The organism is Pilosibacter sp. YYHA0881 (assembly GCF_051602715.1).
In the GTDB taxonomy this organism is placed as follows: Bacteria; Bacillota; Clostridia; order Lachnospirales; family Lachnospiraceae; genus Alitiscatomonas; species Alitiscatomonas aceti.
In genome coordinates this window covers 3,033,703-3,058,469 of record NZ_CP175657.1, presented here as the reverse complement: position 1 = coordinate 3,058,469, position 24,767 = coordinate 3,033,703, and the positions used below count along the sequence as shown (strand labels likewise).

Sequence of the window (24,767 nt, the reverse complement as noted above, 5' to 3'; positions counted from 1 at the left end):
TTCATAGGCTGCTCACTTCCTCCGGCTTCGTCGTCATAATGCGGTAAAGCTCGGTATCTTTCGGGAAATGGTCTACAAAGGGAAGCACCACATTCCCATAAAAGATAAGTCCCTCGCCTGCTTCGGTGTGGGTTACATACTTCATCTGCTGTGGGCTGATATTTAACTGCTTTGCAAGGATAGCTCGGTCGCCCTGTGCCTGATTGAGCATGAGGACAAAATCAGAGTTTTCAAAGATATTTTCCACCTCGCGGGAAGCAAGCAAGTCCTTTATGTTCTGCGTAATAGCTGTGGGTATGCCGCCCCATTTACGGAAACGCTTCCAAATCTCCACACTGTAAGCGGCGGTCTGTTCCTCTTTTAAGAGCAGATGAAATTCGTCCATATAGTAGCGGGTAGATTTCTTTTCTGCCCGGTTAATGGTAACGCGGTTCCATATCTGGTCTTGCACAATAAGCATACCTAACTTTTTGAGCTGCTTTCCAAGCTGTTTAATGTCAAAGCAGACAAGGCGGTTATTCAGTTCCACGTTGGTTCTGTGGTTGAATACGTTAAGGCTGCCGGAAACATACAGCTCCAACGCCGCCGCAATACGGGCAGCTTCCGGCTCCGGCTGTTTTAGCAGTTCGTTGTAAAGGTCGCCCAAGATAGGCATTTTCTCCGGTACAGGGTCAGCAAGGTAGTCCCGGTACACATTCCTTACGGCGCGGTCAATAACCGTCTTATCGACGGGTTGCAACCCCTCCTTGCCGCCAATGACAAGCTCGCAGAGGGACAGGATAAAATCACTTTTCAGTGCAAGGGGGCTGTCGTCCTCAGAATAATTAAGGTTCATATCCATAGGGTTCACATACTGGGGTGTACCGTCCATGCCTTTCCCAGTCGGGGATAAGCGTATCACTTGCCCGCCAAGCCGCTTTACAAGGGCAAAATACTCGGCTTCCGGGTCGCAGATAAAAATATCGTCGTCGGTAATGAGAAAGGCGTTTGTGATTTCCCACTTTGCCGCAAAGGATTTTCCACTGCCCGGTGTTCCCAAGATTAAGCCGTTGGGGTTTTTAAGCTGCTTGCGGTTGCAGAGTATCATGTTGTTTGACAGGGCATTTAAGCCGTAATACAGGGCAGCCCCGGTCTGAAATAGCTCCTGCGTGATGAACGGGATAAAAATAGCGGTGCTTGATGTGGTAAGCCCCCGTTGTATCGGGATAAGGTTCTCCCCCAAAGGGACAGAGGACATCAGCCCTGCTTCCTGCTGATAGTCAAGACGGGTCAAGGCGCAGTTGTATTTCTGTGCAATGCCCGCCGCCGCGAAAATGTCATTTTCCAGTTTCCGCTTCGTGTCTGCCATGTTTACCACAAGGAACGTGAGCAGAAACATTCGCTCGTTGCGGCTCTGTAAATCCTGCAACAAATTCTTTGCTTCATTCCCAAAGGTGGCAAGGTCGGACGGGAGTATGTCAATATCGTAACCGCTTCTAACCGCTTTTTTCTGTTCCTCAATCTTCATCTTGTCAAGGTCAGTGATTTTGCGCTTAATGGTCTTGATTGCTTCCGACTGGTCGATACTTTTAATATGGAGATTGACAATAACCCCTGTTTCCAAGTCCAACATATCCGCTAAGATACGGTCGTTTAACTCCGGGGCAAGGATTTCAAGGAACGATACCGCCCCCGTCTTTTTCCCCATAGCAAAGTAGCGTCCCTCCCCGAACTTGAAAGAGGACGGGGCGATAAAGTCCTTTGTGGTAAGCCCCGTCGGGGTCAGCCAGTCATAAGAGAATGAGAAAGGCTCGCCTGCCGGGTGGAATACCCCATGCAGCACCTTTAAGCGTTCATAGCCGGATAAGGGGTGCGCCGATACGCCAAGCACCTTGAAATTATTGAGTACGTCGGTTTCAATACGGGAAAGCCGCGCCCTTGCTGCCGCCGGATTGTCCGCTTCAATGGAAAATGTGATGTACTTATGCTTGACAAGCCCGTTGTTCCCTTTGGCAAGCTGCGCTTTCAGCATATCGGAATACTCGGTGCGGATAGAATTAAAATCGTCGTTTTGCGGCGGGATATGGATTGCCCGCGCTGCCTGTTCCTGCTGTGAGCCTTGATTGATGAAAGAAAGCTGCACGTTCACGCTTGCGTCAAAGTAGTTGAGGAAATCGCACCAGTTTTCAAAAATGGCGGTCTTATCGTCTGCCTGTGCAAGCTGATAGTTGATGTCCTCAAAAGCAATGCTTTTTGAATATTTCCGCTGTGCCACTTTGCAGATACCGTCCGGGTACATGGCAAGGTAGGGAATGGTCTGCTGTGCGGTGTGGGCTTTGCCGTCCCCCTTTGCCTGCCGGATAACCGCCGCTATCTGTTTCTTTTCCGCGCGGGTCAGCTTACGCCTGTTTCCTGCGGCTTCCCACGTCTTTTTTGTCTGTCCTTTTGACAATCGCTGATACCTCCTTTTCTAATGCCCGCTGTTTCTCCAAGAGTGCATATAAGTTTTCCGTCTGGTACGGTCGCACTTTGGGGCGGGTCAATTTTGTCTGAATGATGTTCTTTATGACCACTTCAAGGGGCTGTCCATGCTTTTCATACATGGCAACCAAAAAGCAGGGAAGCATAACGACAATCATTGCCATTGCCGCAAGGCTCGTCCCTGCGCTGTCTTTGAGCAAAAAGAAAAGCGGCAGTCCCATAAGAAGTGCCACTGAAAAACAAAGGATTTGCCGCTTTGTCAGATTGAAAGCGACTTTTGTTTTGACTTTGGATAAGTCTTTGGGTACAGGTACATACGCCACAAAAAAACCTCCTTTCTGCCCTTAGTGGGCGTTGAATATGGATTTTGCCAGTGCGCCGGATTTGAACAGGGAGAAACAGAGGATAACGGTATAGGCTGCAAGGGAAAAAATCGCGCTGTGCAGATTGTCCGCTACCACCATTTCGCCTACCAAAACCGCGTAAATGCCGACGCATATCATAATGAGGAAGCCTTGAAAGCCCAGTGCAAACAGCCCCTTTAGGTAGTTGTTCCCAATCTGTCCCCATTCCCGGTTTGTCATGGTGGCAAAGGGGATAGGGGAAACGGAACAGTAGGCGTATATCTCAATCATTCTGCCGTAGAGGATAACGGTTATCAGTACGGACATGATTTTCATACAAAGGCTTACAAGGCTCGTTTCCATGACAAGTAATAATAGTTCGGGGATTTCCATATCTTTTAGTCCCTCCTGCATGGCGGCAAGGGCTTCGGTTACGTCGATATTCGTATCGCCGCCGATTACCCCCGCCGCGCCGGACACAATATGCTGCGCCATATCAAATACCGCCATAGTAATATCAAAGGTATGCGTTACCAAGAAAACGGCAACAAAGGCTTTGAAAAACCACTTAAAGAACATAAAAGTGTCAACGTCGTGCATATTGTTTTTTTCCGTTACCATGCTGATAAGCTCATAACAGAGGACGTAGGTAATGACAAGCCCCGCAATGGGAACAATCACATTTTCAGACAGGTTTTGTATCATGTTGAAAATGTTTGCGTTCCACCCCTGCGGGGTCTTGCCTACCTCCGCTGCAATGGTGCCTACTTTTTCGTTTACGTCCCCGAACATAGTTGACAGATTACCGTTTATCGCGCCGATAAGGATTTCCTTTATCCATTCGTTAATCGCGTCAAGTATGCTCTCCATAGGCTACCCTCCGTAACTTTATCCGAACAGACCGGAAAGAAGCGGTACAAGGATAGTGCCGATAAGGGCAACGCCGCCGCCCGCCATGAGCTGCTTAATGCCTTGACTTTTTGCACCCGGATTGTCGTTTCCATATCCCTCCAAGAGATTGATAACGCCCCAAATGCCTAAGCCTGCGCCCAGTGCGATAACAAGGGTCTGTAATACGTCGATAGCAGAGTTAAAAAATTCCATAAAGCTCCTTTCTGCCGCAAATGCGGCTTGCCCCATAAAAGGGCATAAAAACGGCGGTCAGTTTCAAACTGCCGCGGTCGTAAGTCCCCGCGCTGCGTAAAATTCTGCCGCGCGGCGGTATTCAGTTTTTGAGTGTGGGCGTTATGGATTTTCCAGTAGGGGCGCGTATCATGTAAGTTGTCTGTTTCTTTGTTACTGCGTCAATCCCTCCTTTCGCTGCTGCTCATACAGGGCTTCACACCGTTTCACAAATCGCCGGATAGCTGCCTGCCGCTGCTGTTCCCGTCGTTCAGCAATAAAAACAAGCCCATTTATGGCTTCTGTGATTTTCTTATCCTGTTTCTTTCTGATACGTCTATTCATGGTCGGTGTCCTCCTGCAAATCTGCTTCGCTGATTTCGTAATAGTCAAAGGGTTCGTCCGGCTTTACAAGGGCGGGTCTGCGCCGTAGGTGTTTCTCCATATCAAAGGTATTTTTCTTGTCATAGTCGGACAGGTATTTGTAGTTGGGGTGCTTTGTAATGTCGTACTTATCGGAAAAGAACGGGCGCACCCCTCGTAGCTGCAAGATACATTTCCCGCCGTCCATAACCGCTATTTCATCTTCCGTCATAAGCTGCTTGCCTAACTTCTGATAGTTCAGCCCATGCGATACCTCCCGCCCCCGGTTCTCGGAAGTGTTGAAGCTGTCAATGGTTTCTTTCCCCAAGATTTCCGACATTTCTTTGAGGGTGGTTTTCTCCTTGCCACCCAAGAACAGGGTGGTGTCGCAGTTGCCGGCTATCGTATCGGCGTTGTCCTTGTAAATGGCTTTTAGCTGCGACTGGCTTTGCAGAATGATTGAAGCGGAGATTTCCCGGCTTCGTATGGTGGCTATGAGCTTTTCAAACTTCGGTATCTGCCCGATATTTGCAAACTCGTCTAACAGACAGCGCACATGGACGGGCAGCCTGCCGCCGTATTCATCATCTGCCTTGTCGCAAAGGAGATTGAAAAGCTGTGTGTAAAGAATACTCACAACAAAGTTAAAAGTATCGTCAGTGTCAGAAATGATAACAAACAGGGCGGTCTTGCGGTCACCTATGGTGTCAAGCTCCATTTCGTCGGTTTCCATAAGGTCGCGCAGCTCTTTAATGTCAAAGGGTGCAAGCCGCGCACCGCAGGAAATGAGGATAGAGCTTCTTGTCTTTCCCGCAGATAACAGGAATTTCTTATACTGCCGGACAGCAAAGTGTTCCGGGTCTTTTTCCTCCAACCGTTCAAACATGAGGTCAACGGGGGACTGAAATTCCGGGTCGTCCTCGCGGGCTTCACTGGCATTTATCATTTCAAGCAGTGTCGTGAAGTTCTTTTCTTCCTCCGGGGCTTCGTACCAAATGTAGCCGATAAGGGCGCAGTAAAAGAGCCGTTCCGATTTTACCCAAAAATCCTCCCCGGCTTTTTCCCCGTCCCCTTTGGTGTTGGCAATCAAGGTATTTACCAGTTTCAAAATATCTTTCTCGCTGCGGAGATAGGCAAAGGGATTGTATTTCATGCTTTTTTTGAAGTTAATGGTGTTCAGCACCTTTATCCGATACCCGCCCCGCTGTAAGAGCTTGCCGCACTCGATTAAAACTGTTCCTTTCGGGTCGGTTACAACGTATGAGCTGTGCATTTGCATTAAATTCGGCTTCACAAAAAATCTTGTCTTGCCGCTGCCACTTCCCCCGATAACAAGGATATTTTTATTCCTCGCATATTTCGGCTGCTTTGGGCGGCTGTTCATGGTAAGCCGTTCTGTCTGTGTTAGCAGCACATTATTTTGAAATACCGGGTCGGTGTAAGGCTTTATATCTTCGGCAGTCCCCCATGAAGCGTTTTGTCAAGTGCTTTTTTGAGTTATTGACGCAAATTATCGTGAAAGTGCGAAAGTGCAAAGTGCAAAGGGTCTGCGTTTTGCACTTTCAGATTGCGGGTTCGGGTGGCTGCTTCTTCTTGATGAAGTTGTACCATTGACCGCCGACACGCCTTGCGCCTAAAATGCCGCCCATGTTGCGCTTGGCGTTCTGTACCGTCCTTTCGGATATTCCGGCTTCGGCTGCGGCTTTTACAATGTCCTCGCTGGCAAGCTCTTTCCCGTCTGCCAGTAAATCCAGTATCAGCCGTTCCGCCTGTTCGGTCTTGGTGGCGGTGTTCCCGCCCGCGCCGGACAGCAGCTCGTCGGCGGTGATGTCGTATTCGCCTATCCATGAAAAGCCCGTTTCCGGGTCAAGGCAAAAGGCAACGGGCTTGCCCTCCGGCGCAAGGGAAGATTTGTCGTGAATGACTACGCGCACATTCGGTTCTCGCTTCACGCGCCCGATCAGCAGGACGCTCCTTGCTGCGGCGCGGAAGTCGATAGAACCTAAGCCCCGGTATGCGCTCTGCCCTCCGGCAGCTTTGTTGAGATGTCCGATAAGGATAACGGCGCACCCGGTACGCTCGGCAACATCGGCAAGGCGGCGGAACATGGGGCGCACTTCGTTTGCCCGGTTCATGTCGGTCTTTTCGCCCATATACGCCTGTATGGGGTCAAGGATAATCAGCCGCGCCCCGTTCTGCGTGATTGCCTTTTCTATGCGCTCGTCGGAGAGGGTAAGTTCCCGCTTGGCTTCATCAATCACAAGTACGCGGTCAAGGTCGGCTTCGGCTTCTATCAAGCGGGGCTTGACGGTATCGCCCAGCCCGTCCTCGGCGGTCTGGTAAATCACTTGGAATGGCGGCAAGGGCTTCATTCCCGGCAGCGTTCCCCCGGTGGTGCAGGCGGCGGCAAGGCGTAGGGCAAAAGTGGTCTTGCCCTCGCCGGGATTGCCTTGCACAATGGTTACTTTCCCAAAGGGAATATACGGCTCCCATAGCCATTCAACGGTCTGCGTGTCAACCTCGCTCATGCGGATAATCTCAACGGTTTCTTCCTGCGGCGGCTCTTTCAAGCCGTAAATCGCTTCCCGGATATACTTCCCGTCCGCAATTTCTGCCCGGTGCTGCAATACCTCGTTCCAGTCCTTGTAAAGCGGCACAAGGCGGTGGACGGTCAAGCCCTCCGGCACAAGCTCCGCAAGGCGGCTGCAAGCGTCGTTTCCGGCTTCGTCGCTGTCAAGGCAGAGATAAACGGTCTTGATGTTCGAACGGTCAGAGAGAAAGCGGAGCAGTGCTTTTTCCCCCACGCCGCCCAATGACAGGTAGCTCTGCTTCTGCCAGTCCTTTTTGAACAGGCAGAGGAACGATAAGAGGTCTATCGGGGCTTCAAAGACAAACAATCTTTCGCCCTCGCCCCGATAGCAGAAGTTAAAGGTTTTGTCGCTGCCTTTCACATCAAGCCGGAAGCTCCCGGCTGTGCCGCGCTGGTGGGCGTAGCGTGGTATGCCGCTTTCATCTCTGCCGACGAATACGGCGTTGTGGTGGGTTGCGTCCTCGTAAATATCGCCGCTGGCAAAGAAAAAGCCCGTCACATCTTCATCAATGCGGCGGGCGGCTGTGAGGTAGTTCCTCGCTGTTCGGTTGTCGGGGCTGCGGGGCGGCAGTCGGAAGTCAGAAAAGGACGCGGGGCTTGGTCTGTCCGGCGGTTGGGCTGCGCCTTTTTCTCCTGTCAGCAGTTCTACGGCTTCGGTGAAGCTCTTGCCGAAAAACTCCATGACAAAATCAACGGGGCCGCCGCCCTTACTCTGGCTGTGCCTGTACCATTTGTTTCCCCGGATAGTCAAGCTGTCGTGCCGCTTCCAGCGGTATTCATTTCCGGCACGGGTAAGCTGCTCGCCCTGTGATTGCAGGAAAGAAACAATGTCGGCTTGGTTCGCCCGGTCTATCTGTTCTTGGGTGTAGTACATAAAAGTTCAACTCCTTTCAGCGGTCTATATCATGCCGCTTGGTGCGGCTCTGCGTCTGCTCCGGCTGGTCGGCGCGGAGTGCAATATCCACGCACCTACGGATTTTTTGAAGCTCGGCAACCTCGGCGCGGGTATCTTTCAGTTTGGTATAATCGCTGTCCCTCTGTGTTTTGAGGTCAGCATATTCCTGTTCCCATTCCGCAATAGGCAAGGTCTTTGTTCCTTTCGGCAGATTTGCATGGAGATAGCGGTTTGCCGCGTCCCATAGGGTCAGCTCGGCGCGGTGGGCTTCCTCGTACTTGTCGCGCTTGTTTGTCCAGCCGTTTTGCAGCTTTTTCAGCTCATCGTGAATGGGCTTGTACTCTGTATAGTTCTTCCCGTATTCAATTAGCTTTTGCAGCTTCTTCATGCGTTCCTCGGCGGTTTTCATTCCCTCCCGGATTGAATAGGCTTTATCACTGACAGAGGAAAGAGAGGCGTCCAGTTCGTCAAGGGTCGAGATGCCATGCTCGGAAAGATAGTTGACCGCCGCCGCTATGGTTTTCAGTTCATCGGCTGTGTGTTGTTGTTGCCAACGCTGCGAATACTTCCGGCTCTTTTCTCTCTGAACGCTCAAATACTTCATCAACAGATTTGCAAGGTTGGGAGATTGCGGCGGCTGTTCCGGGGCGGTTTCCCGCGCTTTGAACAGGTCGGCAATCCATTCTTTGAGCTTCCCAATCTGCGCCCGGATTTCTCGGATAAGGCGGTTTGCCTTTTGGATATTGCGGTTCAGTTCGCCTTTCTCGGTGGCGATACCTTTCTTCTCCATCTGGCAAGCCGCCACGCCCATGTGGACGGTGGGCAGCTCGTCAATTCCTCTCTCGGCGTTGCTGCGGTGGTCGATACGCTCCGGGCTTCCGTTCCTCTCCAAAAAGTTGTTGGTATAGTCAGCCCATGCTTTGCGCCACAAGAGGGTGTTGTCCTTGTCGTTCCAGCCTGTAAGGTCAACCTTGTGCGTCTTATATCTGCCACTTGGCAAGCGGATACGCTCACCGTTTTCGTCAAGGTCATATTCCTTTTTGGACTTCGCCGCCCACGCGCCGCGCTCGTCAAGGGGGCGCATGGTAAGCATAATATGACAATGGGGGTTGCCGCTGTTGGTGTCGTGGATAACAAAATCCACACACATTCCCTTAGAAACAAATTGAGAGGAACAGTATTCCCGGACAAGCCGGATCTGTTCCTCTCTGGATAATTCTATGGGGAGCGCCGCGTCAATCTCACGCGCAAGCTGGGCGTTCCCGGCTTTCTCATAAAGTTCCACGCTATTCCACAAGGTTGAACGGTCAGAAAATGAGGGTGGCGCGTGGGGCGGCAGCATGATCTCTGTATGGGCAACGCCGCCTTTGCGGGTGTAGTCATGGGTCATTCCGTCCCATTCGTTTGTCAGCTTTTCGCCGCTTCGGTAGGCGGCTGCGGCAACGGCTGATTTGCCTTTTCCTCGGCTCACAATGCCGATGTTCCAATGGTAAATGGCTATGGGTATCACCTCCCGGATAGGATAATAAAACCCGCAAAAATAGTACAGACGCGCAAGCGGGTGTACTGTTTTTGTGGGTGTGCAGGGATAGCCGCGAAGCGGCGCAAGGGGTGCAGCCCCTTGTTGCGGCAAAGCCGCCATATCGTAGCGCGGGGAAAGCTCCCTGTGCGGATATAAGCCCTCGGCAGAGCGCACACGCCCGTAAGGGTGTATAAGTGCGCCCTTAGTTCCTAAGGGATTTTCAGCTTGTCGTTTCCTCGGCTCGTTTTCTCAAAAACTCCCGTACCGGCTCACTCGTCAGTGCAAGCCTAAGAAGTGCTGCGGCTTCCTCGTCGGTCATGTCCTTTGCTTCCGGCACAATGCTTTCAAAGACCGCGCCCCGGACGATAAGGCGGTGGCTGCGCGTTCTGCGTTCCTCTTTGGATAGCTTCTGACGCAACATCTTTTCCCGGTTCTCAAACTGCCGGATTTTCTTCTTTCCGTCCTCAATCTCGGCTTGCAGCTCCTCGCGGGTTTTCTCTCTTGGCTTTGTCATGGTTGGTCGCTCCTTTCTGCTCATAGGCATAGAAAAAGGACAGTCGATTTTCTCGGCTGCCCTTTGGGGAAAAAACTTTTTCTCTCTTATTCTGTTAAAATTTCTTCTACTGCGGAAATGTGATTTGCGTCATACTCAATTTCTAAAGCTCCGCCAATCGTATCAAATGCTTTTAGTTTTGACAAATCCGTTTCTGCGTTTGATGTTACAATAATATGAAGTCGATATGGATTTTCATATACAGCAGAAGAAGAAGCAAATGGTAACTCCCCATTACTCATGGCAGTGCTGACTTTAGCTTGTAATTCAGTGATATATTCTAATGTGATGGTTCCATTAGAAGTTTCCATATCATCATGTCCTGTTCCATATTCAGCAGGAGTATCGGAACCTACCTCATGGTAGGTATCTTCATCAACAGGCGCGTCAATGATTATATCGGGAATGTTGTTTTGCTCAATTCTTTCTACACCCTCTTTGACATAAAACTGATATGTCCCGTTTACCTTTACAATGCAAATAGCGTCATCTTTAGGGAAGTTGACAAAATGGTAAACCGTTTCTCCAATCATTCTTTCATCTTCGCTATCCCCCACAATACCCATAACATTGCCTAAATCATCTGCGGTAATCTTATAGGTGTTTTCAGCAGTCAATCCTGTTGCATTTTCATCTATAATTCCGAAAATTTTTCGTTCAGAAAAAGAAATTGGGAAATAAAGAACATCGCTTCCTTCCATTGTAAACCCATAGGCGTGTTCTTCTATAGCGGGTGGGGTGTCAGGGGTATCATTTCCAATGAATCGGGGAAGTGCAAATGCACCGACTATAACAAGACATAGGCAAGCTGCCATAGCTCCCCACTTAGTCCAATTCTGTTTCTCCTTTTTCTTTCCTGCTTTCTTTTTGTAGTTGAGGGTTTCATCAACATATTTTGTATCAAGTTCGCTCATAGCGTCGGAAAACTTCTTTGCGTTCATACGAATACCTCTCTTTCAATCAAGTATTGTTTCATTTTCTCGCGGATACGGGTCAGCCGGACAGAGATGTTTTTCTCTGAAAGCCCTACAAACTCGGCTATGTCCTTGTAGCTGTCAGAAAACCAATAGCGGCGCATAAAGATAACGCGGTTTTCGGTAGTCAGCGTATCCAAAAAACTTTCAATGATACGGGCTAATTCTCTGGCTTCAATTTCTGCTTCTACTGTGTTAGGGGCTGCTATACAGGCTTCAATTTCCTCCAAAGCAATCGTATAATGGCTGCTTCGTTTGGCTGCTTCCTTTCTCCAATAGATTTTGAGCGAAATGTTCCGAACGATTTTGCAAACATAGGTCAGCAGAGGGTTAGGCTTCGCTGGGGGAATGGCGTTCCATGCACCCAAATAAGCGTCATTTACACATTCCTCCGCGTCCCGCCGACTCCCTACGATATGATAGGAAAGATTGTGGCAAACTTTTCCGTATTTTATGTCCAGTTCCCGTATGCCCTGCTCTGAACGCTCGAAAAACATTTCTATGATTTTTTCATCGTCTATCATCACACCGCCTCCTTTCCGGCTTCACCTATACACTACGGTTTTAGCGGCAAATACTACATCAAATCTCAAACTTTTTCAAAAAAATTATACCACACTTCGCGTGAGATTGCTTGCGTTAGCTTTCGCCGCTTCGCTGGCGGCTCTCCGGCGTTCCTCGCTGTATGGGGCGGTCAGACGGAAAGAGAAACGCCTCTTTGCAATATCAAACTCCATGCAGCCCGTTTCGGGGTCTGTGTCGGTTTTGCAGCACTCGTCGGGGTACTGCTCGGCATAAGCGGCAAGCCGCCTTTTGAGGGCGGTGTTGTGGGTGCGGATATGGATTAGCGGGTCTTTCTCGTCAAACCAAATATCGGTAGTCTTTTCCTGCTTCGTAAGCCCTGTTCTCATAAACTCTCCTTTCTGCTCCCTTGTTGCGCAATAGGGGCTTTTTTCGAGTGTTTTTCCCGGCTCTTGACTTGGGGAAAATGAGGATTTTCAAATAGAAACTGCCCGGACAGGGAGTGTATCGTCGGGGCGGCTGTTATCGCAAGATTTCTGTTTTTTCCGGCTCTTGACCGTCAGACGCGGATAAACGCGAGCTGTCGGCAAGCACCAGTTTGAGCAGCTTGTCGCGGAATGTTTCTGTGCTGCTGTGATTGAAAAATAACTCCGCAACAATGGTCTGCCCGTTCCTCTGGGTCGTGATGATACTGTCGGGGGTATGTTCTGCCATAGGCGGCTCCTTTCTTTGGGCGCAAAAGAGGGATTTCCCGTAGTTCGGAAAATCCCTCTTGGTTGACGGTTATTCTGTTTTACTGTGCGGGCTGTGCGGCTGCCTGTGCCTTTCGCCTTGCCCGGTATTCCCGCGCTTTCATGCGGTCATACTCCCGTTGCTTTTCAAGATTTCTCGCCCGGTATTCCCTTGAATAGTTGCGGTGGTAGGCACGGCTCTTTTCCTTTTTGGCTTCTTCGATTTCCTCCCGCATTTGCCGGATTTCCTGCTCGGTCGGCTCTGCAAGCTGTGTCACTTCGTTCTCAAACTTGCCGATATAATTGAAATATATGCTGATGTGCTGGATTGCGTATCTCGCCCTTTTCTGGTCGCGCTCATGCACTTCAATCCGGCTGATAAACTCGTTGAGAATGGTGGGTGTAAGGTCGGTAAAGGCAGCATGGCGTTCCGTCAGCTTCAAAAACTTCTGCGCCCGTCCTCCCGCGTTCTCGTAAGCGGATAGCTGCTCTTGGAGCGTGGCAAGCTCCGCTTTCAGCGCATAGTATTCTTCCGAATACTTCTGCGACATCTGCTCATAGCGGTCTTGCGGGATCGTGCCGAGGGCGTTGTCCTCGTAGAGCTTATTCAGCACCTTGTCAACCTGTTCAAGGCGCGTCGTGATTTGCGGAATACGCTTCTGCTGCTTTTTGGTCTGGTCGGTCTGCTGCATGGCAAGGTTCTTTTTCACTAAGGCTTCAAACTCCGCCCGGTTGCTGATAGAATAGTCCTCGATTTTCTTCAGCACTTCCGCGATGGTCTGCATGAGCAAGTCCGCGTCCATGATGTGCGGGGAGTGACACTTGGGGTTCTTGGCTTTTCCCTTGTGGTACTCGCTGCAAAAAGCAACGTGCCGCTTGCCGCCGTTCCGGTAATCTATACGAATGTGCATTTTTGCGCCGCAGTCTTTACAGAAAAGCAAGCCGGACAGAGGGTGGATTTCCCCGTCCCCGTTGGGGCGTCTGACGGGTGCGTTTTCCAAAATCCGCTGTACGGTTTCAAAATCGCTGCGGCTGATAATCGGCTCATGCACATTTTCTGTGATGTGCCACTGGCTCCGGTCTACATAGTGGTTATGTTTATCCCGGAAATGCTTTGTAGTCTTGAAGTTGACTACATCGCCGCAATACTCCTGCCGTGTGAGGATATTGGTCAAGGTGGCTTTGTTCCACTTGCAGCGGTTATCCTCGTTGAGCGTCTTATTTTTACAGGTTCCCCGCCCTCGGTCTTTCATATAGAAAGTGGGGGTTGGGATTTGCTCCTGTGTCAGATATACGGCGATTTGGTTGCGGTTTTTCCCGCCGATAAACAGACGGAAAATCAAGCGGACAACCTCGGCGGCTTCCTCGTCGATTACCCAAAAATCCTTGTTGTCCGGGTCTTTGACATAGCCGTAAGGGGCTTCGGTGACAATCGGCTTTCCACTCATGCCTTTGGTCTTAATGCCCGTTTTCACTTTCTTGCTGATGTCCTTTGCGTACCACTCCGACATGATATTGATAAAGGGCGCAAACTCCAATGTATCGGGCTTCTCGCTGTCAATGCCGTTGTTGACCGCGATAAAGCGCACATTGTTCCGCCTGAATATCTCCATCGCGTTGCCGACTTGGAGATAGTCGCGCCCCCAGCGGGTGAGGTCTTTCATAATGCAGACACCGATTTTCCCGTTTTCCACATCGTCCATCATGCGGGAGTAGGCGGAACGGTCAAAAAACCTGCCGCTTTCGTCATCGTCGATGTAGTGCCGGATATTGGTTAGGTGCTGCCCTCTGGCATAGTTCTCCAAAAATATTTTTTGGTTCTGTATGCTGTTGCTCTCGCCGCCGTCCCTGTCCTCGTCGCCCACGGAAAGGCGGGAGTAAAGGGCTGTAATTTTGCTATAATCAGTCATGTGCATAACCTCCTGTGCGTCCATGTATGTGTCATTTACACTTAAAATTATGCACTCCAACGGGCAGAACCGTATTCCACACCTTTTCGGTATTTCTTCGCGTTTTTGCCTTTAACATAGACAATCAGCCGGATAAGCACCGCGCCGAAAAGCCCTATCAGTAAATCCATAGGAGCAAGGCTCGGAAGTGGATTTGCAAAAGCCATAGAAAAGCCCTCCCCAAGCGACAGCACCTTGCCGGAAAGGTCAACTCCCGGAGAGAGCCGCACTGTCTGTCCGATTTTATCAAAGAGATAGACAAAGAGCAGATAGGGGGCATTTAGGATAAGCAGCTTTTTAAGTTCCGGCTTCATAGCGATACCTCCCTGTCCTTTTTCTTCACTTTTTCCCGCTGTGCGTTCAGAGCCGCCGCCTTTTCTTTGAGAGAAACAATTAGCTTACGGATAGAGGGCTTTTGTTCCTGCGTCAGCTTCTTTGCGGAAAACTCCTTGAAAGCTGCCGTCAGTGCGTCCGCGTCCCGTCCCTTGAAAAATACAAGATAGCGGGGCGGGGTTTCGGTGTTGTCTTTCTTTAAGGCAAAGTCAATCCCGTATTTTTTCGCCGTACTCTCAAAGGCTTTGATATTGTCCTTTGTGATTTCGATGTTGGAAACGCCCGCGTTCTGCTTCATAAGCTGCTTTAGGGTCTGCTTGCCATGCGGGATTTTCTGTTTCTCATGCTGCTTTTTCATCTGTGCAAGCAGGACTTTCATAGCCTTTTGGAGCTGCTGCGCGGTCAGCTTCCCGGTCTTAATGTAGAGGGCTATGGTCTTTTCGTTGGTTTCCTCCTGCAATGGGGTTCCTCCTTTCGTGTTCTATGGTGGTATGCCCGCCGCCGGAAAGAGGGGCGGGCATGAAAAAAGAGCGTCCGTTTTCACGCCGCCCTGTTAAATCCGTACCCGCAGCCCGGAAAGGTCTGCCGCCCGAATACCCACAAGATACCAGTTGTCCCCGTACTCCATACGGGTTGGCTTCCATTTGCCCCGCACAAAAGCCTCCATGCAGTCGCCGCAATGTAAGCCCCCGTAATAGTCGTTTACGTCAAAGCGAATGTCGTAGCGGTCAGCGGTTTCATCAAAAATCAAAGCTCCTGTTTTCAGTGTCATCATAAAATCCTCCTTTGGGTTGGTTTACAGGCTTTCGCCCTCGTTGCAGGTGTAATCGGGTATGCCCTTGCTTCTTGCCGACTGGATAGCGCGCCCGCCGTACATATCGTGAGATACAAGGGACGTGTAATAGCTGCCAATCGTAGACGGGGCATTGAAAAGGGCAGCTTTCATGTACTGCTTGATGTTGCGGATTTTGGTGGTGTTTTCCTGCATACAATCAAGCACAAAGCGGATATGCTCGCCGTTCAGCTTCATAAATTTTGCTTTTACAAGCTCTGCCGGGTAGTCGTCCCCTGCGATACGGATTGTTCTTCGTTTGGTGCAGACAGTTTCAAGGATAAGGGCAAGGATTTCCTCTATCCTGTCCCGGTCAAGGTATCTGTCCTGTATCAGATAGTCGTACTCGATATTGTCCTTGATGATTTCCTCATACACGCTGTATGCGTCTGTCGCTTCCTTTCGCTTCCGTTCCGGCGGCTGTGCCGCGTCCTCTAAGGGAGAGGGATTTAGGGAATGGAAAGGAATGGAATGGGTACTTGATATATCTGTATTTAATTTTTCTTTTTTTGGTAAGTTAGTCTTTTGTATATCTTTATTTAATTGCGTTGGATTTTCCGACGTCGGGTTATCCGGTGTCGGATTTTCCAATATCGGCTTATCCGCTGTTGGATTTTCCAATACCGGACAATCCAATGCCGGGGGCTGTGGCTGTTCGTAAATGGTGTACTCAATAGCGGTCATTTTGCCTTTCTCGTCGCGTCCCTGCCGCCTTGTGATATATCCGGCTTTTTCAAGCTCCCATACAGCGGTGCGGATAGCGTCGATACTTTCCCGGTTGATAAGGGACAGTCCTGCAAGGGTGTAGTCCCAATCTTCAGGAAGTGAGAGCATTTGCGATAACAAGCCCTTTGCCTTTAGGGAAAGTTCCTTGTTGCGTAAATGGTGGTTGCTCATAACCGTATAACCTTTGTTCTTTTCCACGCGGAAAACTGCCATAGCTTCATCACTCCTTTGGTTGGATTTGTTACGCAGTAGAAACGCGGTTTTGAGGGAAAAGGTATCAACCCTTGTCTTTCTCATTTTCGCGCTCTAAGAGCCGCATAAATCAAGGCTTTATTTGCCCTTACTGCGTAACATGAGGGCATAAAAAAAGCAGCGTTCCTGTTCTCCTGTGTAGGAGTGAGAAACGCCGCCTTGCGGGTCAATATTAAGTTGTAAATAAAAATAGCTTGTTCTATCTCTTTTTTTCTTATCAATTTTGAGGTATAGCAGCAGATAGGGCGGCTTATGCCTACGTCCTGCATTTTTCTGATTGATAGTAGATTTCCAAAAATGCTGTATTTGTGGGCTTTCAACACTCTTGAATTTTTACTACAATCTTCCCGGTTTGCTTCACCGAATCTCTGGAAATGAACGATCTCCCGTTCCCGGAGGAAGCGGATGGGATCGCACACATCCGCTTCCTTCACCAGACGCAGAATGTTGTCGTAGGTGGTGCGGGCTTTCTGCTCTGCTGCCAGATCCTCAAACAGATCTGTGATGGGATCGCCCTTGGACTGGAACTCACAGGCATTGAAGGGGATCCCGCCCGCCGCCTGGGGCCAGATCCCGGCCGTATGGTCGATATAATAGGGAGCAAAGCCCTGGGCCTCCAGCTCCTCTGCCGAAAGGTTTCTCGTGAGCTGGTGCACAATGGCTGCGATCATTTCCAGATGGGCCAGCTCCTCGGTGCCGATATCCGTAAGCACTGCCTTCTGCTCCCCATAGGGCATGGAATACCGTTGGGAAAGATAACGCATGGACGCTCCCATCTCACCGTCTGGGCCACCATACTGGCTAATGATCAGCTTTGCCAGCCCCGCGTTGGGCTCCTTGATATTTACCGGGTACTGAAGCCGTTTTTCATACCTCCACATATTAACATCCTCCTTCCCAGGGCCATTTTTCCGTCACCCAGGTCCAGGTATTCCCTATAACGTCATCCACCAGCAGGGGGCCGAACCGGCTCTGGTATGCGTCCATGGCCGCTTTCCTGGCGCCGACAGCGCTCTGGTAATACTGCATGGCCTGGGCGCAGTCCGGATGGGTGTCCAGGAACAGGACCGCCTCATCTACAGCAAAGCTGGCCTCGTTGATCTGCTTCATCAGCGCCTGCCGGGACGGATCCATTCCCGGACACATCCCGCAGCCCTGGCCCGTACCGGGACGGATCCCGCAGGCAGTTCCTGCCGGCGGATACATACCAGGAAATCCGCAGCCGCCTCCGCCGGGGGCCGGGGGCGGACAGACCGGACGGCAGCAGGTCTGGCCCTGGGGTCTGGCCTGGACGGAAGCCTGGACCTGGATCTGGCCCTGGCAGCTCTTCTTACAGCACTGTCCCGTTACGCCGGGATCTTTTCCGCTGGCTCCACAATTCATCTCTGCCATTTTCTGCACCCTCCCATCATAAACGGATAATCTAAAGACGGGAAAATCGTTCCCTGCATAAAACCGTGGCTTATGGGATATGGCGTTTCCCAGTTCTGCATGGGAACATAGCCCATGCCCACCGGAAAACGGTCCCAGACGCCCGGCATATTTCCATCCACATGGACCGGTCCAGGTCCCGGAACAGGCATCATCCCGGGAATACGGGCGGTCCCGTCAGGATTCTGATTACAATTCATAAGCTCCTTCTCCTTTCATTTTCTAGTAATAAGGTATGCATATTCTCCCGTTCCGGTACATAGAAGGCCTGTTTCCTTTTTCCAGGCCAGAGGACAGGTCCCGGTGCCTTTCTTCCCTTCGGCCCATGGCGGTCCCTGCGGAGCGCCTTTGCCACAGTTTCCTACAAGAAAGAAGCCCGATTGCGGGCTTCTCCGCCTGCGGCGGGCCGCTTCTGCGGCATAATTCCCTTCCGCCGCATGGCGATCCCCGCGGAGCGTTTTTTATGTCATGGGACGTACTTTCCTATGACATAAAAAACCGGCGTCCATGAATGCAGTTTCCATGGACGCCGGCTGTCTGCCAAAGCTGTCTTCTGTTTCTCCTGACGTTTCCTATTCCATCCAGGCTCCGTCGGCTCCTGTCATGAAGCCGTCGGGAGTCTTCCGGTTCTGGTACATGGCCCCGTAGGGAAGCTGTCCCTCCGTGCTCTGCACCGTTTGTCCTGTGACCGGATCCGTTGCCGGCACAGGCACAGGCTCCGCCGGATTTAAGTAATACCATTTCTCACCGATGCTCTGCCAGCCCACAGCCATGCGGCCGTCTGCCGTTCCCAGGTAGTACCAGATGCCGGAAAGCTGGATCCAGCCCTTTTTCATGGCGCCGTTCTCCCTGAGATAATACCAGCTTCCTGTTTCCTTCTGGTAATGCCAGCCCCGGTCCATAAGGCCGTCTGCTCCCATATGGTACCATTCGCCGCCCTTAAAGATCCAGCAGTCCATAGCCATCGCGCCGCCAGAAAACCGGAACTGCCAGTCCTCTCCTGTCTGGATCCACTGGCCTGCAGTCTCTCTGGCAGATACCTGGGGACAGATAAAGCCTGTGCTCTTCACAGGGCGGTAGCTGCCGCCGGAGCTTCCTCCGGAGCCATTTCCAGAGCCGTTCCCAGAACCGCCGTTATTTCCCTGGCCATTGCCAGTATTTCCGTCAGTGCCGTCTCCATCGCCGCTGGTGCCGTCATCCCCGGAACCCCCTTCGTCTCCGGGATCTCCGCCGTTTCCATCTTCCCCTCCAGAACCATCTCCATTTCCAGAGTTATCTCCGTCTCCGGAGCCGCCGTTCTCTCCCTGGTCTTCTCCGGGGTCAGTGGCTCTCAGCAGAAACTCGTTTTCTCTTCCTCCGTCCGTTTCAAAGACCAGCTCCTCTCCGGCCGCTGCGGCGATCCGTTCCACCCGGAGGGTGATGTCCTCCGTGGAGGCCGTCTGGAGCACGCCCAGCTCCAGCTTTTTCCCGCCGTTAAACAGGCCGTCTCCCGTTCCGTTCCCAGCCAGGAAAATGCTGAACCGGCCGGTATCCTCTAAAAAGATCCCATCCCGGATCTTCACATCCGGATCCTTCTGGATACTGGCTTCAAAGGTAAACTCTGCCCGGGTGATATCTTCCGGTTCCGGGGTCTCCAGGGCCAGATCCACCTGGACAGCTCCAATATCCTCCATGTATTTCCCGAATTCCCGGTCTCCGGAAAAATCCAGGGAGATCCTTACCTGGTTCTCCTTCTTTCCAGACTCCATCTGAATATATCCGCCTCCGGCAGCCAGGGCAGCGATCCCCGTCCCCGCGGCTATAAATGCCGCGGCCATAAGGCTTCCTATGATCCTTCGTCTCACTTAATTCTTCTCTCCTTCTCTGGTCCGGCCCCCAAGGCCGTCTCTTTTCCTCAGCCGTTCATTCCCGGCCGCCGGGCCGGAGCCGGGATCCAGCTCCAGCTCCGGCAGCTGTTCCGGAACCGTTATGGTCAGACTGGAGCTGACGGTCCTCTGGCCCTCCAGAGTCTCCGCATCGTCCACCCGGTAAAGCTCTGCCCGGACATGCTCTGGAAGACTGGTCCCCTCCGGCAGGTAATAGATCCAGATGCCGTCGCTGACCTCTCCCAGGAGGCCGTTTTCCGGAACCTTTGCCAGGATCAGGGATTCTGCCTGGATGTTTCCATCCGCATCCGTTCCTCCCACGATCTGGCCCTTTTCGTCCCATAAAAGCACCACGTTATAGGCCGGGTTTCCCTTATAGGTTCCTGTAAACACGATGCTGCCCTCCGGGATCACTCCGTCTGCCCCGCCGTTGATGGCAAAGTCCTTCGTGAGCCTTCCCATACCGGCCGTATCCATTTCCACATTATCTCCTGTCTGGCCCAGCAGGGAAAGATCCGATATGGAAAGCTCCCGGCCTCCCTGGCCGTCTGCCGTCAGCTTCACAAAGGCCGCGTCGTACGTATAAAGAACGGTGCCGTCATGGAAGTACACGGTCTGGCTGCCGTCTTCCAGGGTAAATGTATCTGCGCTCACCGGGACCCTCTCCCAGGAGCTTCCGTCCTGGCTGACGCTGACGCTGAATTTTCCTATGGGAGTTCCCTCAGCCGCCGTGTAAACGAGCCCGGTCACCAGCTCCGGCTGGTTTAATTCCAGGACGATCTCCGGCGTCTGGCCGGCCTTTACAGAGCCTGTAAAGGTGGTAACAGCGCCCTCAGTCTCCAGATCCACCATCTTTTCCAGCCCTGGCTGCACATAGGTATCCGGATGATACTCTCCCGGCTCCTCCAGCTCACTGTTGGTCAGGTTGGTGCTGACGGTCCATAAGGTCCGGTCGATGTCGCCCCTGTGGCTCACCTTCACCTCTCCCGTTCTTCCGGGAGCCGTTTTCGCCAGCCATTTGTCGTATCCGGTGATCTCATACGTATAGACCCGGTTGTTGGCTGTGGCGGCCACATCCGTAAATACAGCCTCTCCATCATGTGCGTATGCGTAGCCCACAGACTGCTTTTTCTCCGTTCCGCCGTCCCTTTCGCAGCGGACGATCTCGTAGATCCATACGTTTGTGTCCCCGGAGATCTCCAGGTTCACCTGGTTTTCTCCGTTCACATACTGGATGGTTCCCTGGGGAACGCTTCCCTTGGCGGAAGACTCCGTTTTCTGGGAGGTGTTCCGGTTTTCCATCTGCCATACCCGGTTCTCATCGTTGGCGAACCAGATGCCCCGCTCCTCCTTCTCAAACTGGGAGGCATAGCGCACAGTGTCTGCGTCCGGCTCCATGCCCCAGTGGCGGAAGAAGTCCAGAAGGTCCTTCCGGGCCGCAGCCGCCGCCAGCCGCATCAGCACATTGTCCTTATCGGTCCCGGAAAGCTTCAGCTTATTTCCTTCCGCTCCCGGTGCCGAGGATGGCTTGCGCACATAGGAATCCATTCTGGCAAAGATCAGATTTTCCAGCTGCTCTTTGCTGGTATCAAAGGTCTTGAAATTATAGCCGCCCATATCGTAGGCCAGATGGAGCTGCCAGTACATGGCCAGCTGCACCGCCCCGTCAGACGCCTTTCCCCTGGCTCCCGAGGTGGTCTTTTTAAATACGTCCTCGTATTTGAACCGCAGGGAATCATTGGTATCCCTGGCCTGGGCCAGCAGCGGATAGTAGTTATTGGTCACCTCCGCCACCGCGTAGGCCCCTTCGTTGATCTCATGGCCGATCTCATGGGAAAGCCCCCATCCGAACAGGCTGCCGGACTGATACCTTCCCTCTGCGTCCGCAATCACGGGCTTTCCGTTTACCATTTCTTTAAACTGGGGCCACTCGATACCGATGTGGAGGCCTCCGGCGTACATGAAGGCACCGGCAAACATCCTCTGGTAGCGGATATTCAGACGGCCGGCCGGTACCCGGTTGTGGGGCTCGGCATCGGATGCCGTGCTTAAGCCCTTATGGGCATAGAACATCTCCACCATCTGATCCATGGCTGTCATGGACTGCTCCAGGGCCGCTGCCTTTTCCGCCGCCGTATTCCCGGACAGTCCCTCCAGGATCTGGTCCGAGGGGCCGGAGATCATGGTATACCGGCTCACGATGTCCGTGGCTCCGTAGATACAGTTCTTTTCATCATAAGAATAGTCCTGATGATCCCTGTTATGGAGAGCCTCCATATCCTGGACCATGGCCTCCAGCCCGTTCACATAGGCCTCCGCCAGCTTCAGACGCTCCGCCGGATCCTTTGTATCCGAAAGGTCCAGCACCGGGATCTTCGTTCCTCCGCTGACACGGACACCGTACTGCTCCCGGCCTGCCTCTCCGGTGTAGACCACATAAAGCTGTCCGCCCCGCTCCAGGTCCATATGGTCCAGGGCCTCCAGCGTAAAATCATTAGCTCCGGCTTTTAAATTCCCCAATGTCCTGGTCCAGGCAGCAGAGCTTCCATGGTACTGGGTCTGAACGAGCTGAAGCCTGGTGCCGTCCCCGGTCTTATGGGCGGGGCTTCCCACATAGACGGTGACCGTCTCCCCGGCCCTTGCAGTCACGCCCAGGGGCTGGTACGTATTGAGACCGCCCTTGAAGGTGATGTGGCCGTCGGAGCTTCCTGTGTCCTTGCTGTCCACCGCCTGGATCTCCGCCTGGAGCGCACCATCCTTGAAGATCCGCTCTGCGTTGGCCAGCTCCGTTTCCAGGATCTCCTTCCTGGGGTGCAGCTCCCCGCTGACCGGATCCGGCTGGTCCAGCCGGTCCTTAAGGCTCTGGATCCGTTTTCCCATGGTCTCCCGGTCCTCGTCCGACCGCAGGCTCACATGGTAGGGATCCCCGTAAAGGTCCATGATCTCGTCCTCCAGCGAGTCGTAGTAGTAGAACTTAAGCTCTGCCATGGAGATCCGGCGGCCGCTGGCGCTTAAAGTCAGCTGCACCGCCTCGGCCTCAATGGGCCTGTCCGCCCGGAATTCGTAGTAGGCCTTATTGTTGCTGGTCTTTTTCTCCAGGACGCCGGAAACAGAATTCTTTGTGCTGTCCTGGATGTCGTTCCGGTCTGTCCAGTAATAAAGCACTGCTTTATAATAGGAATACATCTGGTCCCCGTCGGGGATCACCACCAGAGTATCCATTTCATAGGACCCGTCAAAGGAAACAATGGGGGCTTTTTTCAGATCATAGTATTCTGCTCCCGAATCCCAGTCATCCTTGCGGACCCAGGAGGTCTCATAGTCTCCATCTACAATATCATACTCACCTTTGGAGACATCATACCCATAGCGCACCGACTCGATATGGGCGGTCACCGGCTCTCCCGGCACCTCCACATTGATCCGCTTGTAATCCGGCGTCACCGGCGGATCCAGGGCCGCCGTCACTCCCGTATAGTGGACCGATTCCGGCCCCTCTCCCAGCGGGTTCACGCCGGTCAGATAAACGTCATACTTTGTCTTATCCTCCAGCCCCTTAAGCTCATACCGGTTCTCCTGGATATCCGGGATCTTCGTGTACGCTCCCTGGGAGTCGCCGTACTTCCTGTAATACAGGTTATAGCTGTCTGTATCCATCATATCCTTCCAGCTGATGGAAAGCCCCTTATACCGGGATGTCACCGTGATATTTTCCGGCGCAGGCGGAAGGCTGGCCGCCCTGGGCTGTCCCACAGCCTCTGCCGCCGGGCTCTTCCAGGCCCCGTTCACCGAACGTATCTGGATCTCATAGGAATTTCCATTGGCCAGCGCCCCGTCTCCCAGGCCTTCTGCCCGGAATTCCGGCTTATCCGTCTGGAAGGTCTGTGTCACCTCGTTTTTCTTACTGTTGACGCCATGGACCGTCACCTCGTAGCCCGTCACATTGGGCTGTTTCCGCCAGGTCACGGTAAAGGACGCGTCCCCGTTCTCCACCTGCACCCGCTCCGGCGCTGTCATTTCCGGCTCCGGGATCCGTTCCTTCATATCCCCCAGGAACTCCACCTTTGCAATATCCACCAGGGCAGTGTTCCCCAGGGTCCGGCTGATCTTAATGGTCACCTTCTTCACGGCTGTCTGGCCCTTCAGATCGATGACGATGGGGCCTCCCTGGCTTACGGTCTCCTCTTTTCCTGTGAAAAATTCCAGAAGCGCCCTTCCCAGGCTCCGTTCCTTTACTTTTCCGTTTTCGATCTCAAAGACCTTTTCTTTTCCCTTTTCTGTCTCCACAGAAACAGTTCCGTCCACAATGGTGTTGCCGGAGCCGTCCACCGGGTCGATGACGAACCCGGCCATGGTCTTTCCGGAGTCAAACTCCGCAGAAATGGTCACCGGATTCTCCCCGGAAATGGCCTCCTCACTTTCCAGTGTAAGGCTGGCCGCACCGGAAAACAGCTGCTCCACCGTTCCCTGGGAGATCTCCGCGTTGCTGGCGGACGCCGTATGGATCTCTTCCTCTGTGATCCGCATGGTCCGGATCTCCCGGGCAGTCCTTACATCTTCCTTATAATACTTTGCAAAACATGCCACATCCGCCAGATCCACCTGACTGTCGCCGTTCAGATCGGCCCGGTCATAAAACAGATCGTCATGGACCTGGCCGGAGGCTGCCAGCTTCAGAAGCTCCTCCTTATCGTCCTCATCCACAGCCCCGCTGCCGTCAATGTCGCCCATGGCCAGAACACCGATGCGGCTTCCGGCTCCGCTCTCCCCGTATCCGTGGTTTTCCGGCGCATCGTTCATTAAACGGATGGAGACCATGTCCCCCTGGATCCGGATCCCCTTCTGCTCATAGGCCACATAGGAGACCGTATCGTTTTCCGGCTCCATCCTGAGATCATACGTCCCATCGGGAAGCTCCGTCAGCTCACAGCTCCCCTCTGTGTATGTATTCCCGTCTCCGGCCGGCAGGGTAAGGCTTCCAAAGGCCGGTTCGGCTATGGAGGCATCCTCTTCCTCCGACGGATACAGCTCCACATTCCAGGTGGTCTCCGGAGCCTTTACGACGCCCTGGACCTCCACCCTAAGGATCCCGTTCCTCTCCTCCAGAAGTCCGGCTAAGGCTTCTTCCCCGGCCGCCGCATCCGACATGGTGGCGGTCATCCGGGTCCTCTGGTTTTTCTGCGGCATTCCCATGGCTCCCGTCCGTCCCAGTGGGCTCTGCACAGCCATAAGGACCGCCAGAAGAGCCGCTGCCGACCGCATTCCCGTTCTCTTTTTCACAGTTCTTTTCACACTTTCCTCCT

At 52.6% G+C, this 24,767-nt stretch carries 20 protein-coding genes and 3 pseudogenes; all 23 read right to left on the bottom strand.

Annotated elements, in window-relative coordinates:
• Position 1: 1 nt before the first annotated feature.
• Complete coding sequence (locus tag ACI6NM_RS14400; RefSeq protein ID WP_438500938.1) at positions 2 to 2,431, bottom strand: VirB4-like conjugal transfer ATPase, CD1110 family; 2,430 nt, start codon at positions 2,429 to 2,431, stop codon at positions 2 to 4.
• Positions 2,379 to 2,783, bottom strand: a complete 405-nt coding sequence (locus ACI6NM_RS14395) for a PrgI family mobile element protein (RefSeq protein WP_438500937.1) — start codon at positions 2,781 to 2,783, stop codon at positions 2,379 to 2,381. Before ACI6NM_RS14395 ends, ACI6NM_RS14400 begins: the two co-directional genes overlap by 53 nt.
• Positions 2,784 to 2,804: 21 nt before the next feature.
• A complete protein-coding gene (locus ACI6NM_RS14390) occupies positions 2,805 to 3,674 on the bottom strand; it encodes a VirB6/TrbL-like conjugal transfer protein, CD1112 family (protein ID WP_025579736.1) in 870 nt (289 codons plus the stop codon).
• Positions 3,675 to 3,692: 18 nt separating this feature from the next.
• On the bottom strand, positions 3,693 to 3,908 hold the full coding sequence (locus ACI6NM_RS14385) for a Maff2 family protein (protein ID WP_009906233.1): 216 nt from the start codon (positions 3,906 to 3,908) through the stop codon (positions 3,693 to 3,695).
• Between the two features lie 192 nt (positions 3,909 to 4,100).
• Positions 4,101 to 4,271 carry a hypothetical protein gene (locus ACI6NM_RS14380; protein WP_262427018.1) on the bottom strand — a complete coding sequence of 57 codons (171 nt, stop codon included), beginning with the start codon at positions 4,269 to 4,271 and terminating at the stop codon, positions 4,101 to 4,103.
• Positions 4,264 to 5,766: pseudogene (locus tag ACI6NM_RS14375) on the bottom strand (VirD4-like conjugal transfer protein, CD1115 family); the annotation flags it as partial. The pseudogene ACI6NM_RS14375 and the gene ACI6NM_RS14380, both read right to left, overlap by 8 nt.
• 85 nt (positions 5,767 to 5,851) lie before the next feature.
• Positions 5,852 to 7,753 (bottom strand): AAA family ATPase, encoded by a 1,902-nt coding sequence (locus ACI6NM_RS14370; RefSeq protein ID WP_438500936.1) that lies wholly within the window; start codon positions 7,751 to 7,753, stop codon positions 5,852 to 5,854.
• 16 nt (positions 7,754 to 7,769) lie between these two features.
• A complete protein-coding gene (gene mobQ, locus ACI6NM_RS14365; RefSeq protein WP_438501110.1) occupies positions 7,770 to 9,284 on the bottom strand; it encodes a MobQ family relaxase in 1,515 nt (504 codons plus the stop codon).
• A 232-nt stretch (positions 9,285 to 9,516) separates the two neighbouring features.
• Positions 9,517 to 9,810 carry a DUF3847 domain-containing protein gene (locus ACI6NM_RS14360; protein WP_055200135.1) on the bottom strand — a complete coding sequence of 98 codons (294 nt, stop codon included), beginning with the start codon at positions 9,808 to 9,810 and terminating at the stop codon, positions 9,517 to 9,519.
• An 86-nt stretch (positions 9,811 to 9,896) separates the two neighbouring features.
• Positions 9,897 to 10,790: a hypothetical protein gene (locus ACI6NM_RS14355; RefSeq protein WP_438500935.1), complete on the bottom strand. Its 894-nt coding sequence runs from the start codon at positions 10,788 to 10,790 to the stop codon at positions 9,897 to 9,899.
• Positions 10,787 to 11,347, bottom strand: a complete 561-nt coding sequence (locus ACI6NM_RS14350; protein WP_438500934.1) for a sigma-70 family RNA polymerase sigma factor — start codon at positions 11,345 to 11,347, stop codon at positions 10,787 to 10,789. Before ACI6NM_RS14350 ends, ACI6NM_RS14355 begins: the two co-directional genes overlap by 4 nt.
• An 84-nt stretch (positions 11,348 to 11,431) precedes the next feature.
• Positions 11,432 to 11,734: a hypothetical protein gene (locus tag ACI6NM_RS14345; RefSeq protein WP_438500933.1), complete on the bottom strand. Its 303-nt coding sequence runs from the start codon at positions 11,732 to 11,734 to the stop codon at positions 11,432 to 11,434.
• A 133-nt stretch (positions 11,735 to 11,867) separates the two neighbouring features.
• Positions 11,868 to 12,059 carry a transposon-encoded TnpW family protein gene (locus ACI6NM_RS14340; protein WP_002610300.1) on the bottom strand — a complete coding sequence of 64 codons (192 nt, stop codon included), beginning with the start codon at positions 12,057 to 12,059 and terminating at the stop codon, positions 11,868 to 11,870.
• A gap of 79 nt (positions 12,060 to 12,138) precedes the next feature.
• Positions 12,139 to 13,986 carry a recombinase family protein gene (locus ACI6NM_RS14335; RefSeq protein WP_438500932.1) on the bottom strand — a complete coding sequence of 616 codons (1,848 nt, stop codon included), beginning with the start codon at positions 13,984 to 13,986 and terminating at the stop codon, positions 12,139 to 12,141.
• Between the two features lie 56 nt (positions 13,987 to 14,042).
• Positions 14,043 to 14,339 (bottom strand): annotated as a pseudogene (locus ACI6NM_RS14330) (VirD4-like conjugal transfer protein, CD1115 family); the annotation flags it as partial.
• Positions 14,336 to 14,818 (bottom strand): PcfB family protein, encoded by a 483-nt coding sequence (locus tag ACI6NM_RS14325; RefSeq protein WP_262427016.1) that lies wholly within the window; start codon positions 14,816 to 14,818, stop codon positions 14,336 to 14,338. The gene ACI6NM_RS14325 and the pseudogene ACI6NM_RS14330, both read right to left, overlap by 4 nt.
• A 93-nt stretch (positions 14,819 to 14,911) precedes the next feature.
• Positions 14,912 to 15,130, bottom strand: coding sequence for a DUF5348 domain-containing protein (locus ACI6NM_RS14320; RefSeq protein ID WP_262427027.1), 219 nt, complete (start codon positions 15,128 to 15,130; stop codon positions 14,912 to 14,914).
• A 24-nt stretch (positions 15,131 to 15,154) separates the two neighbouring features.
• The gene (locus ACI6NM_RS14315) at positions 15,155 to 16,129 is read right to left on the bottom strand and encodes a helix-turn-helix domain-containing protein (RefSeq protein ID WP_262427026.1); all 975 of its coding nucleotides are present in this window, start codon (positions 16,127 to 16,129) and stop codon (positions 15,155 to 15,157) included.
• A 371-nt stretch (positions 16,130 to 16,500) separates the two neighbouring features.
• A pseudogene (locus ACI6NM_RS14310) lies at positions 16,501 to 17,049 on the bottom strand (manganese catalase family protein); the annotation flags it as partial.
• A 1-nt stretch (position 17,050) separates the two neighbouring features.
• On the bottom strand, positions 17,051 to 17,560 hold the full coding sequence (locus ACI6NM_RS14305) for a spore coat protein CotJB (protein ID WP_262427015.1): 510 nt from the start codon (positions 17,558 to 17,560) through the stop codon (positions 17,051 to 17,053).
• Positions 17,548 to 17,799, bottom strand: a complete 252-nt coding sequence (locus ACI6NM_RS14300; RefSeq protein WP_022272456.1) for a spore coat associated protein CotJA — start codon at positions 17,797 to 17,799, stop codon at positions 17,548 to 17,550. Before ACI6NM_RS14300 ends, ACI6NM_RS14305 begins: the two co-directional genes overlap by 13 nt.
• Before the next feature lie 372 nt (positions 17,800 to 18,171).
• The gene (locus ACI6NM_RS14295; protein ID WP_262427014.1) at positions 18,172 to 19,443 is read right to left on the bottom strand and encodes a hypothetical protein; all 1,272 of its coding nucleotides are present in this window, start codon (positions 19,441 to 19,443) and stop codon (positions 18,172 to 18,174) included.
• Positions 19,444 to 24,756 carry a fibronectin type III domain-containing protein gene (locus ACI6NM_RS14290; RefSeq protein WP_438500931.1) on the bottom strand — a complete coding sequence of 1,771 codons (5,313 nt, stop codon included), beginning with the start codon at positions 24,754 to 24,756 and terminating at the stop codon, positions 19,444 to 19,446.
• Positions 24,757 to 24,767: the final 11 nt, after the last annotated feature.

What these genes read in the sequence shown, in the direction of transcription:
- ACI6NM_RS14335 (WP_438500932.1), bottom strand. Translation starts at nt 13,986, where the DNA reads ATGACTGATTATAGCAAAATTACAGCCCTTTACTCCCGCCTTTCCGTG.
- ACI6NM_RS14390 (WP_025579736.1), bottom strand. Translation starts at nt 3,674, where the DNA reads ATGGAGAGCATACTTGACGCGATTAACGAATGGATAAAGGAAATCCTT.
- ACI6NM_RS14315 (WP_262427026.1), bottom strand. Translation starts at nt 16,129, where the DNA reads ATGGCAGTTTTCCGCGTGGAAAAGAACAAAGGTTATACGGTTATGAGC.
- ACI6NM_RS14320 (WP_262427027.1), bottom strand. Translation starts at nt 15,130, where the DNA reads ATGACACTGAAAACAGGAGCTTTGATTTTTGATGAAACCGCTGACCGC.
- ACI6NM_RS14385 (WP_009906233.1), bottom strand. Translation starts at nt 3,908, where the DNA reads ATGGAATTTTTTAACTCTGCTATCGACGTATTACAGACCCTTGTTATC.
- ACI6NM_RS14370 (WP_438500936.1), bottom strand. Translation starts at nt 7,753, where the DNA reads ATGTACTACACCCAAGAACAGATAGACCGGGCGAACCAAGCCGACATT.
- ACI6NM_RS14350 (WP_438500934.1), bottom strand. Translation starts at nt 11,347, where the DNA reads ATGATAGACGATGAAAAAATCATAGAAATGTTTTTCGAGCGTTCAGAG.
- ACI6NM_RS14305 (WP_262427015.1), bottom strand. Translation starts at nt 17,560, where the DNA reads ATGGCAGAGATGAATTGTGGAGCCAGCGGAAAAGATCCCGGCGTAACG.
- ACI6NM_RS14345 (WP_438500933.1), bottom strand. Translation starts at nt 11,734, where the DNA reads ATGAGAACAGGGCTTACGAAGCAGGAAAAGACTACCGATATTTGGTTT.
- ACI6NM_RS14360 (WP_055200135.1), bottom strand. Translation starts at nt 9,810, where the DNA reads ATGACAAAGCCAAGAGAGAAAACCCGCGAGGAGCTGCAAGCCGAGATT.
- ACI6NM_RS14300 (WP_022272456.1), bottom strand. Translation starts at nt 17,799, where the DNA reads ATGAATTGTAATCAGAATCCTGACGGGACCGCCCGTATTCCCGGGATG.
- ACI6NM_RS14340 (WP_002610300.1), bottom strand. Translation starts at nt 12,059, where the DNA reads ATGGCAGAACATACCCCCGACAGTATCATCACGACCCAGAGGAACGGG.
- ACI6NM_RS14355 (WP_438500935.1), bottom strand. Translation starts at nt 10,790, where the DNA reads ATGAACGCAAAGAAGTTTTCCGACGCTATGAGCGAACTTGATACAAAA.
- ACI6NM_RS14380 (WP_262427018.1), bottom strand. Translation starts at nt 4,271, where the DNA reads ATGAATAGACGTATCAGAAAGAAACAGGATAAGAAAATCACAGAAGCC.